General features: G+C 44.4%; 14 protein-coding genes. 1 reads left to right on the top strand and 13 read right to left on the bottom strand.

The window, feature by feature from the left end:
- Positions 1-147 precede the first annotated feature (147 nt).
- The 12 genes from ACYTPF_RS15550 to rplM all read right to left on the bottom strand — a co-directional run bounded on the left by ACYTPF_RS15550 (position 148) and on the right by rplM (position 12924).
- Positions 148-621, bottom strand: coding sequence for a ClpXP protease specificity-enhancing factor (locus tag ACYTPF_RS15550; RefSeq protein WP_461852847.1), 474 nt, complete (start codon positions 619-621; stop codon positions 148-150).
- Complete coding sequence (sspA, locus tag ACYTPF_RS15545) at positions 618-1250, bottom strand: stringent starvation protein SspA (protein WP_012517332.1); 633 nt, start codon at positions 1248-1250, stop codon at positions 618-620. The genes ACYTPF_RS15550 and sspA overlap by 4 nt, the downstream gene beginning before the upstream one ends.
- 167 nt (positions 1251-1417) lie before the next feature.
- The gene (locus ACYTPF_RS15540) at positions 1418-2152 is read right to left on the bottom strand and encodes a cytochrome c1 (protein ID WP_110288465.1); all 735 of its coding nucleotides are present in this window, start codon (positions 2150-2152) and stop codon (positions 1418-1420) included.
- Entirely contained in the window at positions 2149-3414 is a 1266-nt protein-coding gene (locus tag ACYTPF_RS15535) for a cytochrome b (RefSeq protein ID WP_110288466.1), read from the bottom strand. Before ACYTPF_RS15535 ends, ACYTPF_RS15540 begins: the two co-directional genes overlap by 4 nt.
- Positions 3415-3419: 5 nt before the next feature.
- Positions 3420-4049: a ubiquinol-cytochrome c reductase iron-sulfur subunit gene (petA, locus tag ACYTPF_RS15530; RefSeq protein ID WP_118490220.1), complete on the bottom strand. Its 630-nt coding sequence runs from the start codon at positions 4047-4049 to the stop codon at positions 3420-3422.
- A gap of 350 nt (positions 4050-4399) precedes the next feature.
- On the bottom strand, positions 4400-5917 hold the full coding sequence (locus ACYTPF_RS15525) for an amidohydrolase (protein ID WP_461852846.1): 1518 nt from the start codon (positions 5915-5917) through the stop codon (positions 4400-4402).
- Positions 5918-5919: 2 nt separating this feature from the next.
- Positions 5920-7128 carry a M14 family metallopeptidase gene (locus ACYTPF_RS15520; RefSeq protein WP_461852845.1) on the bottom strand — a complete coding sequence of 403 codons (1209 nt, stop codon included), beginning with the start codon at positions 7126-7128 and terminating at the stop codon, positions 5920-5922.
- Between the two features lie 75 nt (positions 7129-7203).
- Positions 7204-10329: a TonB-dependent receptor gene (locus ACYTPF_RS15515; RefSeq protein WP_461852844.1), complete on the bottom strand. Its 3126-nt coding sequence runs from the start codon at positions 10327-10329 to the stop codon at positions 7204-7206.
- Between the two features lie 67 nt (positions 10330-10396).
- Entirely contained in the window at positions 10397-11386 is a 990-nt protein-coding gene (locus ACYTPF_RS15510; protein ID WP_461852843.1) for a FecR family protein, read from the bottom strand.
- Positions 11386-11949, bottom strand: coding sequence for an RNA polymerase sigma factor (locus ACYTPF_RS15505; protein WP_461852842.1), 564 nt, complete (start codon positions 11947-11949; stop codon positions 11386-11388). Before ACYTPF_RS15505 ends, ACYTPF_RS15510 begins: the two co-directional genes overlap by 1 nt.
- A gap of 141 nt (positions 11950-12090) precedes the next feature.
- A complete protein-coding gene (gene rpsI / locus ACYTPF_RS15500) occupies positions 12091-12483 on the bottom strand; it encodes a 30S ribosomal protein S9 (RefSeq protein WP_014948330.1) in 393 nt (130 codons plus the stop codon).
- Between the two features lie 12 nt (positions 12484-12495).
- Positions 12496-12924 carry a 50S ribosomal protein L13 gene (gene rplM, locus ACYTPF_RS15495; protein ID WP_012517329.1) on the bottom strand — a complete coding sequence of 143 codons (429 nt, stop codon included), beginning with the start codon at positions 12922-12924 and terminating at the stop codon, positions 12496-12498.
- A 494-nt stretch (positions 12925-13418) separates the two neighbouring features.
- On the opposite strand from rplM, the gene ACYTPF_RS15490 reads away from it, so the two are divergent.
- A complete protein-coding gene (locus ACYTPF_RS15490) occupies positions 13419-14069 on the top strand; it encodes a tetratricopeptide repeat protein (RefSeq protein WP_461852841.1) in 651 nt (216 codons plus the stop codon).
- Between the two features lie 164 nt (positions 14070-14233).
- Here ACYTPF_RS15490 and ACYTPF_RS15485 read toward each other — a convergent pair whose 3' ends face one another.
- A complete protein-coding gene (locus tag ACYTPF_RS15485) occupies positions 14234-16243 on the bottom strand; it encodes a TonB-dependent receptor plug domain-containing protein (RefSeq protein ID WP_461852840.1) in 2010 nt (669 codons plus the stop codon).
- Positions 16244-16284: the final 41 nt, after the last annotated feature.

Below are 16284 nucleotides of genomic sequence, written 5' to 3'. Positions count from 1 at the left end.
TTGAGAAGTGACACATTAGATAGGGCAAATATAAAGATAATAGTTGGCTCTGCTTAAGCGAATAGCTTTGCAAAGCCAGACTACGTCAATACACTAAAAGTTTTTAAATAGCTGCCATGCAAATGACGCAGTTAGCTACTTAATTAGCTACTTAATAACCTTTAAGCTAGGCTTACCCTTTTTAGGGGGGACAGGCGCATCTTGAACATCGCTAGAGTCAGCGTCTTCCAGAGGCGTTGGTCCGCTCGGTTGAGACACATCTTCAGGTGCTTCAGTGCGCTCTTGCTGCGCGCGGGCAATATCTTCTTCGGTGGCAAATACTGTACCTGCACCGTTTTCCCTTGCGTATATAGCCATCACAGCTTCACAAGGCATACTCAATCTTCTGGGCTGCCCAGAAAAACGTGCTTGAAACGACAAGCCGTCTAAATCGAGAGAGAAATTAACACACGCACTTGGCGATACGTTTAAAACAATTTGACCGTCTTTAACAAACTCTTGCGGCACTTCTACCAACTCGTTAGTTGCATCAACCACAATGTACGGCGTCAAATCATTATCAACAATCCACTCATAAAAAGCCCTAAGCAAATAGGGCTGGTTTGACGTCATAGATGTCATAGCGGGTTGTGGATCTCGCGCTCTTGGTCAGTCAAAGATGCTTTAAATGAACTACGAGAGAAAATGCGGTTCATGTAAGCGTTAATTTCTTTGCTGCCAGCACCGTTTAGTTCAATGCCTAGTGCAGGAAGACGCCACAATAGCGGAGCAAGGTAGCAGTCAACTAAGCTGAACTCTTCGCTCATGAAGTAAGGCATTTCACCAAATACAGGGGCAAGTGAAAGCAAGGCTTCACGCAACTCATTACGTGCTGCTTCTACGTCACCTTCACCACGGAAGATACGAGCAGCAAGCGAGTACCAATCTTGCTCAATGCGGTGCATCATAAGACGGCTTTGGCCACGTGATACAGGGTAAACCGGCATTAGTGGTGGATGAGGGAAACGCTCATCAAGGTATTCCATGATGATATGCGACTTGTAAAGTACAAGTTCGCGATCAACTAGAGTTGGAACAGTACCGTAAGGGTTAAGCTCCAACAGATCTTCAGACAGGTTGCTAGGATCTGTGTAGCTGATTTCAACACCCACACCTTTTTCTGCCAACACAATGCGCACCTGGTGGCTATAAATATCAATTGTGTCAGAGAACAACGTCATAATAGAACGTTTATTCGCGGCTACGGCCATTCAATTTCCTCCGTCGAGAAACAAGTTTACGCTTACAAACGGTAAGCTTATTACGTTAACTCGTGCTACCTGAACACTCTATACAAAAGGGTTTTCAGGTAGCACGAGTAAATACCAAAAAAGGGGGCGAGAAGCCCCCTTTTCATATTATACATAAATCTGTGCGATTAGTGCACTTCTCGCCAGTATTCTTTCTTCAGTAAGTAAACAAATACAAACAATACTGCGATAAAGATAAGTACCCACTTACCGATTTTGTGAGATTCCAGTTTTGAAGGCTCGCCCGTGTACTCTAGGAAGTTCACGATATCGGCAACAGCTTGGTCATACTCGTCAGGAGACATTGCGCCAGTACCATCTGACTTAATACCTACATAACGCTTAACCATTTCACCATCAACCATTTGCTCTTCATAAGTGCGCGTAGGCGTCCCTTGAAGTGGTTGTAGTACGTGCGGCATACCTACTTCTGGGAATACTGTGTTGTTAACACCAAACGGGCGGCTCTCGTCTACATAGAAAGAACGCAAGTAAGTGTAAATCCAGTCTTCACCACGAACACGTGCAACAAGCGTAAGATCTGGTGGAGCAGCACCGAACCAGCCAGCTGCGGCTTCTTCGGGCATTGCACGAGTGATGTAATCAGATACTTTTTCACCCGTGAACTGCAGGTATTCTTGACCTAGTTCGTCAGGAATACCCAAGTCTTGGAATGAACGCTGATAACGCTGGTACTTCATCGAGTGACAGCCTAAGCAGTAGTTCATGAACAACTGTGCACCACGCTGTAAAGACGCCTTATCGGATAAGTCGATAGGCGCTTTATCAAGGTGTACGTTTCCACCTGCCGCAAGCGCTACGCCAGGTAGGAAGAAGGCTAAAAAGCACATCATTTTTTTCATTTAGAAATCCTCTCTGGCACAGGTTTAGTGTTTTCGTTTTTGCTGTACAAGAACAATGCAATGAAGAAACCGAAGTACATTACTGTAGCAACTTGCGACGCAATGATTTTCCAGTTTTCTTGTGGCGTACCACCTAAGTAACCTAGGAAGATAAACACAATTGCAAACACAATAAGGTTTACTTTGTGCAGACCACAGCGATAGCGCCATGACTTAACGCGACCACGGTCTAACCAAGGCAGAGCGAATAGCGCAGCAATTGCACCGAACATAGCTAGTACACCGAACAACTTATCAGGTACCGCTTTCAAAATTGCGTAGAACGGCGTGAAGTACCACACTGGGAAGATATGCTCAGGTGTTTTCAACGGGTTAGCAATTTCAAAGTTAGGATGTTCTAGGAATTTACCGCCCATTTCAGGGGCAAAGAACAACACATAAGTAAATAGCGCTAAGAAAATACAGAATGCCACAAGGTCTTTAAGTACGATGTGTGGGAAGAACGGCAATACGTCATCAGCAATGTCGTACTTGCTTGTGTAGTATTCATGGATTTCATATTTGGTCTTTTCAGACTCAGGCAGTGAACCTTTCTTGTGCTTAATTGCAATACCATCTGGGTTGTTAGAACCCACTTCGTGTAGCGCGATAATGTGAAGGAACACAAGAATAACGATAACTAAAGGCAACGCAATAACGTGTAATGCGAAGAAGCGGTTAAGTGTTGCGCCAGAAATAACGTAGTCACCCTGTAGCCAGATAACCAAATCAGGACCAACAACAGGGATAGCGCCAAATAGCGATACGATTACCTGTGCACCCCAGTAAGACATTTGTCCCCAAGGTAGTACATAACCCATGAATGCTTCAGCCATAAGCGCTAGGTAGATAAACATACCAAACACCCACAGAAGCTCACGAGGCTTCTGGTAAGAACCGTAAATCATGCCGCGGAACATGTGTAGATATACCACAATAAAGAACGCTGATGCGCCAGTACTGTGCATGTAACGAATGATCCAACCGTAGTCGATCTCACGCATGATGTATTCAACAGAGGCAAACGCGCCTTCTGAAGATGGAACGAAATTCATGGTCAACCAAATACCAGTAACAATTTGGTTTACCAAAACGATAGTAGCTAGAAAACCGAACACATACCAAAAGTTCATGTTCTTTGGAGCAGGATATTGAAGAGCGTGCATATTCGCAACGCGCATCATTGGGATGCGTTCTTCAATCCAACCTAGGAAAGCATTCATAATAATTAAGCCTCCGCTTCTGAACCGATGATGATGTTATTGTCATCAACGAATTGATATGGCGGTACAACTAGGTTTAATGGTGCCGGTACGTTTTGGAATACACGTCCTGCCATATCAAACTTAGAACCGTGGCATGGGCAGAAGAAACCATCTGGCACACCCTCAACCACTTCTTCGAAAGCGCCGTCTTTAAGGTGCTGTGGAGAGCAACCTAGGTGCGTACAGATACCCACTAGAATCAGGTATTCTTCTTTCATCGAACGGAAACGATTTTGAGCAAAAGTAGGTTGCTGCTCAGCTTCAGAGTTAGGATCTTTCAGCTTATCTTCGTGTGTGCCTAGTTCTTCAAGAATCTCAGGCGTACGACGTACAATCCATACAGGCTTGCTTCGCCACATTACACGTACTAATTGTCCAGGCTCAATCCCGCTGATATCTACTTCAACGTCAGCACCGGCTGCTTTCGCTTTGGCGCTTGGATTCCAGGACGCAATAAAAGGCACAGCAGCACCAACGACACCTACACCACCAACTACCGACGTGGCAACGGTCAAGAACCGACGACGAGTGTTGTTTTCTGGCTGGTTTTCATTGTGTGCAGACTCTGTTGCATCTACAGATACATTGCTCATCCACATTTCTCCAGGTTTGGATAATTATGATGTGTAACCCAAGCTTATACTGGTTTTATCACGCTTGCGTCATGCATCATATGGCTTGTCATGACAGCAACGTAACAGCAAAAATTTACTGGTTTACGAGGTCACGAAAGTTTTCAAAATTTTCGACCGCAAATGATAAAAGAAAAGCCCTTATAAACACAAGGTTTTACTGATATTTAAGCGATAATTTAATCTGGGGTCATCGTTAAAAATTAGCGAGTGTTCGGAATAGAATCAAGAATTTGACCGAGATTCGGCCAAACCTTTTAGTTACATTACAAGATTGTTATAAACCTCTGACGCAGTAGTACGAGAATATTCTACTTACGATAATCAAGTGCTGGTGCTCTCTGCCCAAGCATGGGTTCATAGTTCAACGTACTTTTTCGTTGCTGAAACTCTTGCTTCGCTTTACTGATATTTTCAGGTTCAGAGAAAAGGGATACAGCAGTTTGCGTGATGACCTCACTGGCCAAGTACATACCTTTGTAACCTATATCAGTACCACTCATTGCTGATGCCTGCCAAGTATGGGGTGGGGTTCCTTTTACCCAGGTGGCGCTAGATACTCCCACGGTAGGCACTTGCCAACTCACATCACCAACATCAGTTGATGCAGACCAAACAGTAATCTTTTCATCGAAGGGCTCTGGAGTGCTGTGAGCATTGTGGTTAAAGGCCTGCTCGCGAGTGCGACTTATTTCGCTAGCAAACTGTTGCTCGCTTTTAGTCAAAATAATCGGAGGTGCGGCGTCAATGTGCTTGTGCATTAATTTTGATAAGGTCACATTAGGTAATACATTCCACACCCCACCTGTGACTTCCCAATTAACACGGGTTTCAGTACCAAGTGCTGCTCCCTCCGCCGCTTTTTCCAATCTATCCCACAGTGACAGCACAACAGCTGGCTGTGCTGAGCGTACGTAATAATACACTTCGGCGAAGTCCGGCACTACATTGGGCGCAGTTCCGCCGTCAGTGATGACATAGTGAATTCTCGTGCCATCCGGTACATGCTCACGCATTAAGTTTACCATCATGTTCATAGCTTCTACGCCATCTAATGCCGAACGCCCTTTATCTGGCGCAGCAGCAGCATGCGCGGCAATCCCATAAAAGCGAAACTTACCACTTTTGTTGGCCAGCGAAGATGATGGTGAAGAAGTCGTGCTATCCGATGGGTGCCAATGAAGGGCAACATCTACGTCTTCAAATACGCCAGCTTTCACCAAATAAACTTTCCCTGAGCCCCCTTCTTCAGCGGGTGCGCCGAAAACCTTAAGAGAACCTTGATTTGGATGGGAATCGAGATAATCAGCCAAGCTAAGCGCAGCACCTATTATCCCGCCGGCAAACAAGTTGTGTCCACAAGCATGACCTGCGTGAACATGTCCGTTAGTGCTAATCGGCTGTTTATCAGACGTATTTAAAACCCCCATGCTGGGTAGGGCATCCATTTCGGCAAGCAAGCCGATAACAGGCTTATGCACACCTTCTTCTGTCTGGCCTACCGGGTTGTACTGCGCAATGAATGCAGTGGGCATTCCCGCAATACCGGCCGTTACTTTGAAACCACGCTTAATTAACGTCTGTTGCATTAATGCGCTGCTATTGTGCTCTAGAAAACCCAATTCAGGTTTTTCCCACATAGTTTTAGCAATATGCTTCATTGTGCTTTGATGAACAAAAGTAAGCGCGGCTTTAGAGTCTATCGCCGAAACATCCGTTTGCTCTATACTTTCAGCCCTAACAGGGCCTGCAACACTAATCGAGGACATGAGAACTGCGATAGCAAGTTTATGGCGAAGCGCTTTGGGTTTATTTGTGCGTAAATGCATAATCATTGCTCACAACTTGCTGCTTCGTCTGCACACGCTTTAATATAAAATTCTTCAGCAGGAGTGGCAATTAACGTATCGATAAGCGTATTGGCGGCGTGTTTAGCAACGTAGCGAGTTTTCTCATTCGGCTCATTATCACCAACTTCATAGGTAACACCATGCACGTGATAAACATCAGCAAAAAACTGTTTAAAAACGCCTTTACCTGGTGAAGTGCCAGGTTTATCTACGACTTTAAACACGCCTTTGGTTTGTGTTTGCAAGTCGGCCAACCAACCTACAACCATGTCGCTAGGGGCGATACTTTCATCTACCGGAATGGTATAAAAAACATTGTTGTGGGTAGAATGAAAGTCCATACCCATTACAATTTTCCCGCCAGCATTCGTGATTTTATCTAGATATGTTTTCACTGCTTTGGTCTCTGGTTGAGAGAAGACATTCCAATCGCGGTTTAGATCTTTATGCCCAACACTATGTCGCCAATGACCATTGGCTACACCATCAGGGTTTATGTTCGGAACAACCAGAACATTAAAGCGCGACAAAAACGCATTGTTTTCAGATGTAATGGATAAGAATTGATTTAGAAAAGAGAACATGGCTACCGCGCCTGTTACTTCTGGTGGATGTTGACGACCAACGAAAATAACCCACTCGGTGTTTTCAGGCTTTTCAAGAGCAAATGCAGAAAGTGTGCGGCCTTCGGTAGATTTACCAATCGTAAACGGCTTAATGCCAAAGTCTTGCTCTGCTTGTTTTAGCCAGTTTGTGTAAACAGAATTTGGAATTGGACGCTGGGCAGCCACATACAGTGGCTGCTTTGATACCGGCAAAGTTAGTGTCATGCCCTGCTCTGTGGTATCAAACGCGGTTATCTTCCAGCTTTTTCGATCGTAACTCACTTTAGGTAAATACCTTGGCGTATAACCATCAAAGGTCAGCACTACATCTACTTTTCCTGCTTGTTTTGACAATAAATCACCTGCTGCGGTAACACTAAAGTAATACCAAGGGCTAGGATTTATAGGCTTATCTTCTGGTAAGAAGCTCAATACATAGGTGCCGTTTTCGTCGACTTCACAGGAATCTAATTTTCCGGCTTCAAAATCTGCAGAAAAAGTAACGCCCTTGAATTCGCACGCCAATGTAACGGCGGAAGCAAGAAGGGAGACAAACCCCAATGCAATGACAAATAATCGAAACATGATATCTCCATGAAATAAGCGCCTCCTAATGGTAGACGCCTCTTTATGATGTAAAAGTAGGAAAAGTTTTTTAACTTAAAATTTATGATTAAGTGTTACGTAGGTATAACGGCCAATCGATGAATGAAGGCTACTGCTAAAACCAAAGGTTTCATCGGCAAACGGCGGTTCTTCGTTAGTCAGGTTACGCATGCCTACGGTCACTTTCGTTTTTCCGCTAAACAATGCATCTTTACTAAAGCGGTAACTTACGTACGCATCTAACGTTGACCAGTCATCAATGACGTAAGTCACTAAATCACCTGAATCGTCGGTATAATTTAAGCTAGTGTCTTCAACATCACTAACGTAACGATATTTAAGACCAGCACGCCATGCATCTCGAGAATAGGTTAGCGATAAATTAGCCCGCCATTTTGGGCGTTCGTTTTGACGAATAAGGTCGCCATCGCTACCAAATATGGCAACTTGCTCCCCTTCGTACAATAACGCTTCGTTTCCAGCTTCTTGTGCTGCAACCACTAGGTCTGTGATATCGTCTGACCCTTGATCAAACTTTCTCAAGTTGGCGGCACTGAGCTTAATGGAAAAATCACCTACTTCAGTTTCAAAACGGTAATCAGCACTGTAATCGATACCAGAAATATCTCTTGGTAGTAAGTTAGTGTAATCATTTCGAATATATATAATTTCGTCATTTTCATCACGAACCACATTTTCATTCGAGCCACCCTGGCTACGTAATAGCGCATCATACAAAATTTGTGTTTGGCTATTTAAAATACCCACCGTGTTCTCTTGTTTGATTTGCCACCAATCGACTGTAAGGGTTAACTCTTTGGTAGGCGTAAGTACTACGCCAAACGAGTAATTTTCACTTTCTTCGGGGCTTAAGGTATCGCTACCATTTCGAAGTTCTAGCGTACCACGATTCGTTTGTGTCAACGGATCGGTTCTGGTATTAGAACGGGCAACATTTACTGCTGTGGTTTGTGGCAACCCTGGCGCTTTAAAGCCCCCTGAATATGCACCACGAATTAATGCGTTTTCATTTACCGTCCATGCAAGGGCAAATTTAGGTTTAAATACACTGCCTACGTCAGAGAAATCTTCGTAACGCCCGGCTACCTGTAAATTTAAATTTTCAACAAACGGTTTATCGGCCAACAGTGGAATAGCAAATTCCGCGTACGCAGATACCACATTACGACTTCCGCTAGCATCTGGCGTAGGGCTACTTCCTAATACTTGGCTAGCAATTTCGGACGAAGTGCCACCCACTAAGTCACTGAAAAACAATGTGCCATTCAAATCATCGGTACGTTTGTCAAAAAAGCTTTCATAGCGATATTCAATACCTGCGGCAAAACCTACATCACCGGCGGGTAAACTAAATAAATCTGGTCGAGATACTTTGGCATCAATTGAAGCAAGTTCTGTTTCTGACTCCCGCTCAACATCCACCATAAAGCTGTCGATAACACTTTGAGATACCGGCGTATCATCGACCGTATTTGGGTTAGTCACACTGGCGCCGCTAAAAATATTGTAAGCCGTGCTTTCATCAGTACTATTAGCCGCTTGTTGGAACAAGGTGGTGTTAATTCGATTTGCGGTATCGATAGTATTGGCTTTTGAATACAACACGGCAGAATCGAAGTCCCAATCACCGATATAACCACGAGAGCCTGCTAATAAACGATAGCTGTAATCATCGACTTCGATATTTCGAGGGCCTGTATCAATGGGACGATAGCGACGAACAGTCACGTCTTCACCAAAAGGGTTGTAAAATGCATCAGCAGAAACTGTAAAACGCTGTGCTGTTAGATTGCCCGATTGTTCACGAATACGTTTCGCTGTTGCTGAGTAGTAAAGGGCTTCACCGTATATCTCAACATCATCATTGATTTGGTGATTCACCAAGGTGTATAGATTGAGCCTATCGACTTCCGAGCTCAAGCTACGCTGTGAGTTTGAGTCGAAGCGCATATCTCGAGGCGTTGATCCAGAAGACGCGCACACATAGCCACTAACTTCCGCAACACAATCGTCGTATGACGTTGGCTCAAGGTGAAAGGTGCCTAGACTGTCTGAGGAAAATTCCCCCCATGGCGTTACCGTTGAGCGATTATCTAGTTGTGTATCGCCAACAAAATCAGCAGGCACTTCGCTGTAGTTACGTAAGTCAGAACTGGCAGAATAATCCCGCTCACTCGCCATAACCATATCGCGATGATAGTACCCACCACTAAAAGTAACGTGAGTTTTATCATTGTTAAATAACCAACCACCAGCGCCGGATAAATTGATTTGGTCACGACCTGTACCCTGACTACTGCCATAATGAGCTTGAAGCTCACCGCCCGTATACTTGTCGTCTAAAACATAATTTACTACACCTGATATGGCGTCAGTACCGTAAATAGCTGCAGCGCCATCGCGTAACACTTCAACACGTTTTAGTCCTTTAACTGGAAGCGTATTTGAGTTCACGGTAGTAACAGGTACTAAGTTTTCGGCTTGCGTACCTGGGTGTAGCACTAATCGGCGACCGTTCAACAGCGTAAGCGTATAACCTGTGCCTATACCACGTAGGTTTACTGATGAGACATCGCCACGTGCGTCGTTAACACCACCAACTACACGCTCGCTATTAAAATTTACAGCACCTTGTTGCGGTAACTCCGCTAAAATTTCAGCGCCACTGCTTAAGCCTAAACCGTCAATATCTTCAGATGACATCATGGTGACGGGCAATGCGCCAGTATCTTGCATCCCACGGATGTTTGAGCCAGTAACCTGAATACGCTCTACACTTGCTTCTTGTTTCTGAACGTTAGCAGTAACGGGAACGGCAGAAGGGTTTTGTGGTTGGTTTTTCTCTTCGCTTCCAATCGGTGTAACAATATAGGTACTTTTAGAGGTTTGCTTGTAGATGAAGCCAGTACCTTCAAGCAAGGTAGAAAGTGCTTCTTGCACATCCATACTACCTTCTAGCTTAGGGGCGATTGTTTGCTTTATTCTAGCGTCTGAAAACAAAATTTGAATTTCACTGTGCTGTGCCAGTGAGAGTAATGCGTTATCAAGTGTAGTAGCTTGAATTGAAAGGTTATCTATTTGCTGTGCATTTAAGCCTGAGCTTAGTGACAATGCGACACACAGGGCTAACGTACTTGTTGTGGTTTTTGGCAACTTCATGGCTGCTCCTATAGTATTTTAATGTGTTCCCTTTTAGTTAATACGCAGCCAAAAACAAAACCCTCCGCTATTTCTTCACTAGTTTTATATTTTCTTCATCTCTTTTCGCTTCTATCGGCAAGGTTGCTTCAAGTGCCGTTAAAATCGCATCGCCATCTGACAGCTTAAAAACGCCACTGATACGCAAATCGGCTACATCCTGACTAATCACTATTTTTTTGCTTCTATAGCGGTTAAAACTGGCAATAACTTTATCTAACCGTTCTTCATCAAAACGTAAGTAACCCGTACGCCAACTTTGCGCTTTTACTACACTGTCCACATTTTCTTTTGCGATAAGTGCACTGGTATCATTGAATGATGCAACTGCGCCGGCTTCCAATAACACTTGGGTATCACCTTTCGCTGGTTTGTCGGTGTTCGACTCTGCCTTTTCTTCAATGGCGACAATACCTTCTTCTACGGCTATATCAAACCCAGACTGTGACAGCTTTATATTAAACTTCGTCCCTACGACTCTCACTGTTTTATTTACGGTATGAATTAAAAATGGACGGGAGCGATCTTTAGCAATATCAAAAAATGCCTCACCGTGTTCTAGCCAAAGCTCTCTGTGCGCTTCGCTAAACTCTATATTAATGCGGGTATCTGTATTTAACGTAATGGTAGAGCCATCTGGTAATCCAACATTGCTCACCTCGCCGATGGCAGTGGAATAACTATTGGCAAGCTCACTGTTAGCAATACGTTGGTCAGGCGCATCATAATGCGTGATGAGTAAAAAGCAGAATGATGCTACAACAATAGATGCGGCTAGATAGCGCATGCGATAGAAACGTTTTTCCAACTTTTGGCGCCACCCTATATGAGGCGCAATGTGAGCAGAGCTCTCCCATACTAAAAGCGCATCGTCAAAAGCTGCTTGATGGGAGGCTTTTGCATCGCACCATGCAAGGATCTCACTTTCTTCTTTAGCTGTCAGTTCACCAGAGTAAAGACGCACAACGTAATCACTTGCACGTTTATTGATTGAATGCTGGTTCAAAGCCGTAGCCATTAATCTTGCACCTTATTTCGAATAGCCGTCAATGCGGCCGAAATGTATTTTTCTACTGTACTAACAGAAACGCCTAATATATCGCTGATTTCCCGATAAGCTTTACCTTCAACACGGCAAAGTACAAACGCAGATTTGTGATGAGGATTAATATTTTCAAGCACACTTTCAATTTCGATGAGTTTCTCAGCTATCCCTGCGTGCTTCTCGGGTTCATTGCTCCACGTAGAGTATAGGGTATCAGAAAATGGTTCATGCGCTTCATGAGCACGTACCTTTGCTCGCCGTTCTCTATCGATGATTAAATTGGTGACAACGGTAAACAAGAAACTTCTAAACGTATCTTGGCGCGCTTCAATCTTTTTAGCCATTCCATCTAGTGAAAACAGTTTGGCGTACATTTCTTGGAGAATATCTTCCACTTCCGAGGAATTAGCTCGTGCCCTTACTCGAATAAACCGACGAAGTGCCGGTTCATGCTCAGAAATGAGGTGGTAGAGCGTAGCGTTGTCGCTTTGAGATTGCGCTATAGCTGATTGAGTATTTAAATAAACAACTTTCACACTGATTCTTCATTCATTTCTGGCCTACTTATTAATACGCAGTGAAGCATAAATCCCTCCACCTTTTTTTATTTTATTTCTAGCCAGAAAATAAAAAACCCGGCATAAGCCGGGTTTTTGCAATACAAAAAAACGTAAAAATTAACGCTTTGAGAATTGTGGACGCTTACGCGCTTTGTGTAGACCAACTTTCTTACGTTCAACGCGACGTGCATCACGAGTAACGAAGCCAGCTTTACGAAGTGCTGGACGTAGTGCTTCATCATACTCCATAAGAGCACGAGTAAGACCGTGACGGATTGCACCCGCTTGACCGTTAGAACCACCACCTTTAACAGTGATGTATACGTCAAACTTTTCAGTCATTTCAACAAGTTCAAGTGGCTGACGAACAACCATGCACTCTGTTTCACGACCAAAGTACTCGTCAAGAGCGCGTTGGTTTACTTTAATGCTACCTGTGCCTGGACGTAGGAACACACGAGCAGTAGAACTTTTGCGGCGGCCTGTGCCGTAGTATTGAGTATCTGCCATGTTAATAGCTCCTTAAATGTCCAAAACTTGTGGTTGCTGTGCTGCGTGAGAGTGTTCTGCACCAGCGTAAACTTTCATTTTACGGAACATTGCGCGACCTAGAGGGCCTTTTGGCAACATGCCTTTAACTGCTTTTTCAAGAACCATTTCTGGCTTGTGAGCAATTAGTTTTTCAAAGTTTGTCTCTTTAAGACCACCTGGGTAACCAGAGTGCGCATAGTACATTTTGTCTTGCGCTTTACGGCCTGTAACCGCAACTTTTTCAGCGTTGATTACGATGATGTAATCACCAGTGTCCACGTGAGGTGTGTACTCTGGCTTATGCTTACCACGAAGGCGTAGTGCGATTTCAGAAGCCAAACGGCCTAGAGTTTTGTCTGTGGCGTCTACCACATACCAGTCACGTTGTACCGTTTCTGGCTTAGCAACAAAAGTTTTCATTTTCAAATTCACCCGAATAATATCGTCGTTACTGATTTCTGAACACCAGAAATCACCTTAAAATCAACACAAAGACCCCTTCGAGCCGGCTGATTCTTCCACCTTCCCAAAGGTGGGCGTAACTGGGCAGGGCGCGAATTATACAGGAATTGAAGGAAATGCGAACCCCTAACAACAAAAAACATGGATAAAATTCCATCATCAGCCGATGACACAGAAACTGAGTTAAGGTACTGTACGTCCGTTGCATTCAATTCTTCTAATAACTCTAATGAAAAGACCCCACTTTGTAGCTTCAGTTTTTGTGCTGCTCGCACTAACAAACATATCAATTAGTTATTCCCTTCCCTTCAGAAAACGGGGCGAGCAAACCGATATTGTTCACAATGGGTTAAACAAACTTCAGTATTAAATGCAGCCTTTCTTTACCTGTAGTGGCTACGCTCTAATGGCCATACTCTTTATCTAATTAAACTCTTTTATCCGGTATTTTCATGACAATAAAAAAACGACTTTCCTCACTTGTTATCGCAGGATTAACATCAGCGGCACTTATCACACCGGTAGCGGCGTCACCCGATGAGCTACTTAAGCTTCAACAACAGTGGGCAACTGTGAACTATCAATTAGAGGGCGATGCGCAACTTAGCGCTTTTTCAGAACTTATCGAACAAGCTAAAAAACTCGTAGAGCAATCCGAGAATAGTGCAGAGTCACTTACTTGGTTGGCTATTTCTCAATCAAGCACAGCAAGTGCCAAAGGAGGGTTAGGCGCCTTAGACTTTGCTGAAAGTGCGAAAGAAAATTTAGAACGCGCCATCGAAAAAGAAGAATCAGTTCTAGACGGAACGGCACTAACCGTACTAGCCGCGCTTTATCACAAAGTGCCGGGCTGGCCTGTGAGTTTTGGTAGTGACAAAAAAGCTGAAAAGCTGTTTAAGCGTGCACTTGAAATTAATCCGCAAGGTATGGATCAAAACTTCTTTTATGCCGAGTACCTTTTTGACGATGGAGAATATGAAAAGGCCCAGGCTTTTTTAAGTCGTGCCCAAAACGCGCCTGAAAAAGCTAATCGCCCGCTAGCAGATAAAAAGCGTAGGGAAGAAATCGCTGCCCTTCAAGCAAGATTAGATACTAAAGCTTAGTTTACATAGCAGCTTGATAAGTAAAGGTGGAGGTTGTCATTAACTTTCCACCTTCGCTTAATCCACGCCATTTAATTAATGCTGCTTAATTGACGCCGCTTTACAGCCTTGGCTTTGTCGCTTTTTCTGCAATCTTCACCGACTGCCAGCGTCTTGCTTACTTCCTATCCACCAAATTTAATGCGAACACCTGCATTGGCAATAAAACCATCGTTGCGTGACCAGATATCGGTTGTCCAACGTCCACTTGGTGCCTGTGACTGCAACAATAACGGGTGCTCATCGGTTTGCTGAACATCAAGCAGGTTTTCTAAATTTAAGAACCAGCTGTAGCGCCCTGTTGTTATTTGTCCGAGTAAACCTAAATGCCAATAAGGCTTGGTATGGGTTATGTACGGGTTATCGTCTACACGCTGAACGCCAGTATAGTACGCCTCAAAACCTAGCATAAACTTGCCGTGCTGCTCCCACATAGCTACAAAGCCAGCTGAATGCTGAGGTGTTAGCGCGAGCTCTCGCCTACCACTAGCGTTGGGCACTTCTTCTGTCGCGTCTAAGTAAAGATAGCTTGCGGTCAACTTCAGGTCTTTCCAATAGTAGCGAAGTAAGACTTCAGAACCTCTAATTTTCGATTCACCTTCTGCGTTTACTAAGCGTACGTTTGTAGGCGGTGTCCCGTCGCTCGTTTCTACAGTATCTAAGCGAGTCACGTTATCAACGTTAGAGCCGAATAAGGTAAGACTGGTTTCAATATCATCAAAACGATAAGTAACATCTAAAGATGCGGTCTGCGCTTGTTCTTCCTGAAGGCCATCTATTGGTAATAAACGCGACAGCCCCGCAGCTTCGATTTCTTCAACAAAAGGCGTGGGGGCGAAATAGCCCTCTCCGTAAGAGCCTCTTATTGTCACGTCGCCTGGGCGATATAAAAACGATACTCGTGGGCTAAATTGAGTACCATATTCACTGTGATCGTCTAGCCTCGCACTCGCTGATGTTGTGAATTCATCGTTTATTTGATAATCCAGCTGGGTGAAGATACCCGGAACCTCATAGCTGTAATCAAAAGACCCAAAGGTATCCGAATCGTAAATATTAGATTGATAGGCTACTCCTACCAACCAATCACTCTTGTCTGTATAGCCTGCCAAACTAGTCTCAGCGAGGTAACTTTCGTGTTTATCACTTTCTACGCCTGATAACTCATTGCCGAACTGATGCGTATGTTCTTGCGACATTGCTGAAAAGCGTGAATTAAGGGTAAGTGTATCGCCAAGGGGCTTTTCGAACACAAGACCACTGTCAATGCGCTCTGACTCTAGCCCACGAATAAAAGAGACGGCATTTTCTCCGGTTCCTACAGTTGCATCACCTACGGTGCCACCTTGGCGATTTTCCGTCATATAACCGGTTGTAAAATAAAGGCGCTCGCCCTCATCTCCTTCCCAGAAAATACGCGGTCTTACCGTGTAACGTTCATAGCCGGCCAAGTCGGCCCAGCCGTCGTTATCGAGATCTTTCTCACTTTGATGATGCGCACCAGCAGTCACCGAGCCACTTAGGCTGTCGCTGAAAGGCGTTGCCATATAGGTAGTGAAATCTTGCCCGTCACGAGTGGTGAAATTCACCAACGCTTCTCCTTCAAACTCATCTTTTGGGCGACGAGAGACAAGATTAATAACACCACCAAGCGCTGAGCCACCATAAAGAGATGACGCAGAACCTTTGATAATCTCAACGCGCCCTAAGTCTGTAGGGGGAATTTGAAGTAGTCCAATTGACGCTGATTGGTTACCGTAAAGCGGTAGCCCGTCAGATAAAAGCTGGGTATAACGGCCATACAGACCTTGCAAGCGAATATTAGCACTGCCAAGGGCAGGCGATGTGGTTTGCATTCTCACACCACCAGTTTCGGCGACCAACATAGAAATATTGCCCGGTCGCATGGCAGCCTTTTCCTGAATTTCTTCTCGGTTAATCAATTCAACCCGAACAGGCTGATCATCGGCTATGCGACCTGAGCGCGTTGCTTGAACCACTATTTTTTCGACTTTTTCTTCATGGTGCTCATCGTGTTCATCTTCATGAGCATAAGCGTTAGGCGCAAATATAGGTAAATTGAATGCTGACAATGCCATGATGAATAGTGAAGGCTTAAAAAGTGTCTTTGGCATGATTATCCATAAGTCCATTATACAGAGCGCGCATTACATCA

The sequence above is a fragment of the Alteromonas sp. HB246098 genome, from assembly GCF_054890645.1.
Note: the sequence above shows the minus strand (reverse complement) of the source record. Positions and strands in the feature narration are given on the sequence as shown.

Bases quoted from the DNA above. Each gene is read 5' to 3' on its own strand.
- ACYTPF_RS15535 (WP_110288466.1), bottom strand. From the start codon at position 3,414: ATGAATGCTTTCCTAGGTTGGATTGAAGAACGCATCCCAATGATGCGC.
- ACYTPF_RS15540 (WP_110288465.1), bottom strand. From the start codon at position 2,152: ATGAAAAAAATGATGTGCTTTTTAGCCTTCTTCCTACCTGGCGTAGCG.
- ACYTPF_RS15525 (WP_461852846.1), bottom strand. From the start codon at position 5,917: ATGCATTTACGCACAAATAAACCCAAAGCGCTTCGCCATAAACTTGCT.
- sspA (WP_012517332.1), bottom strand. From the start codon at position 1,250: ATGGCCGTAGCCGCGAATAAACGTTCTATTATGACGTTGTTCTCTGAC.
- rplM (WP_012517329.1), bottom strand. From the start codon at position 12,924: ATGAAAACTTTTGTTGCTAAGCCAGAAACGGTACAACGTGACTGGTAT.
- ACYTPF_RS15520 (WP_461852845.1), bottom strand. From the start codon at position 7,128: ATGTTTCGATTATTTGTCATTGCATTGGGGTTTGTCTCCCTTCTTGCT.
- ACYTPF_RS15490 (WP_461852841.1), top strand. From the start codon at position 13,419: ATGACAATAAAAAAACGACTTTCCTCACTTGTTATCGCAGGATTAACA.
- ACYTPF_RS15510 (WP_461852843.1), bottom strand. From the start codon at position 11,386: ATGGCTACGGCTTTGAACCAGCATTCAATCAATAAACGTGCAAGTGAT.
- ACYTPF_RS15515 (WP_461852844.1), bottom strand. From the start codon at position 10,329: ATGAAGTTGCCAAAAACCACAACAAGTACGTTAGCCCTGTGTGTCGCA.
- ACYTPF_RS15550 (WP_461852847.1), bottom strand. From the start codon at position 621: ATGACATCTATGACGTCAAACCAGCCCTATTTGCTTAGGGCTTTTTAT.
- ACYTPF_RS15485 (WP_461852840.1), bottom strand. From the start codon at position 16,243: ATGCCAAAGACACTTTTTAAGCCTTCACTATTCATCATGGCATTGTCA.
- petA (WP_118490220.1), bottom strand. From the start codon at position 4,049: ATGAGCAATGTATCTGTAGATGCAACAGAGTCTGCACACAATGAAAAC.
- rpsI (WP_014948330.1), bottom strand. From the start codon at position 12,483: ATGGCAGATACTCAATACTACGGCACAGGCCGCCGCAAAAGTTCTACT.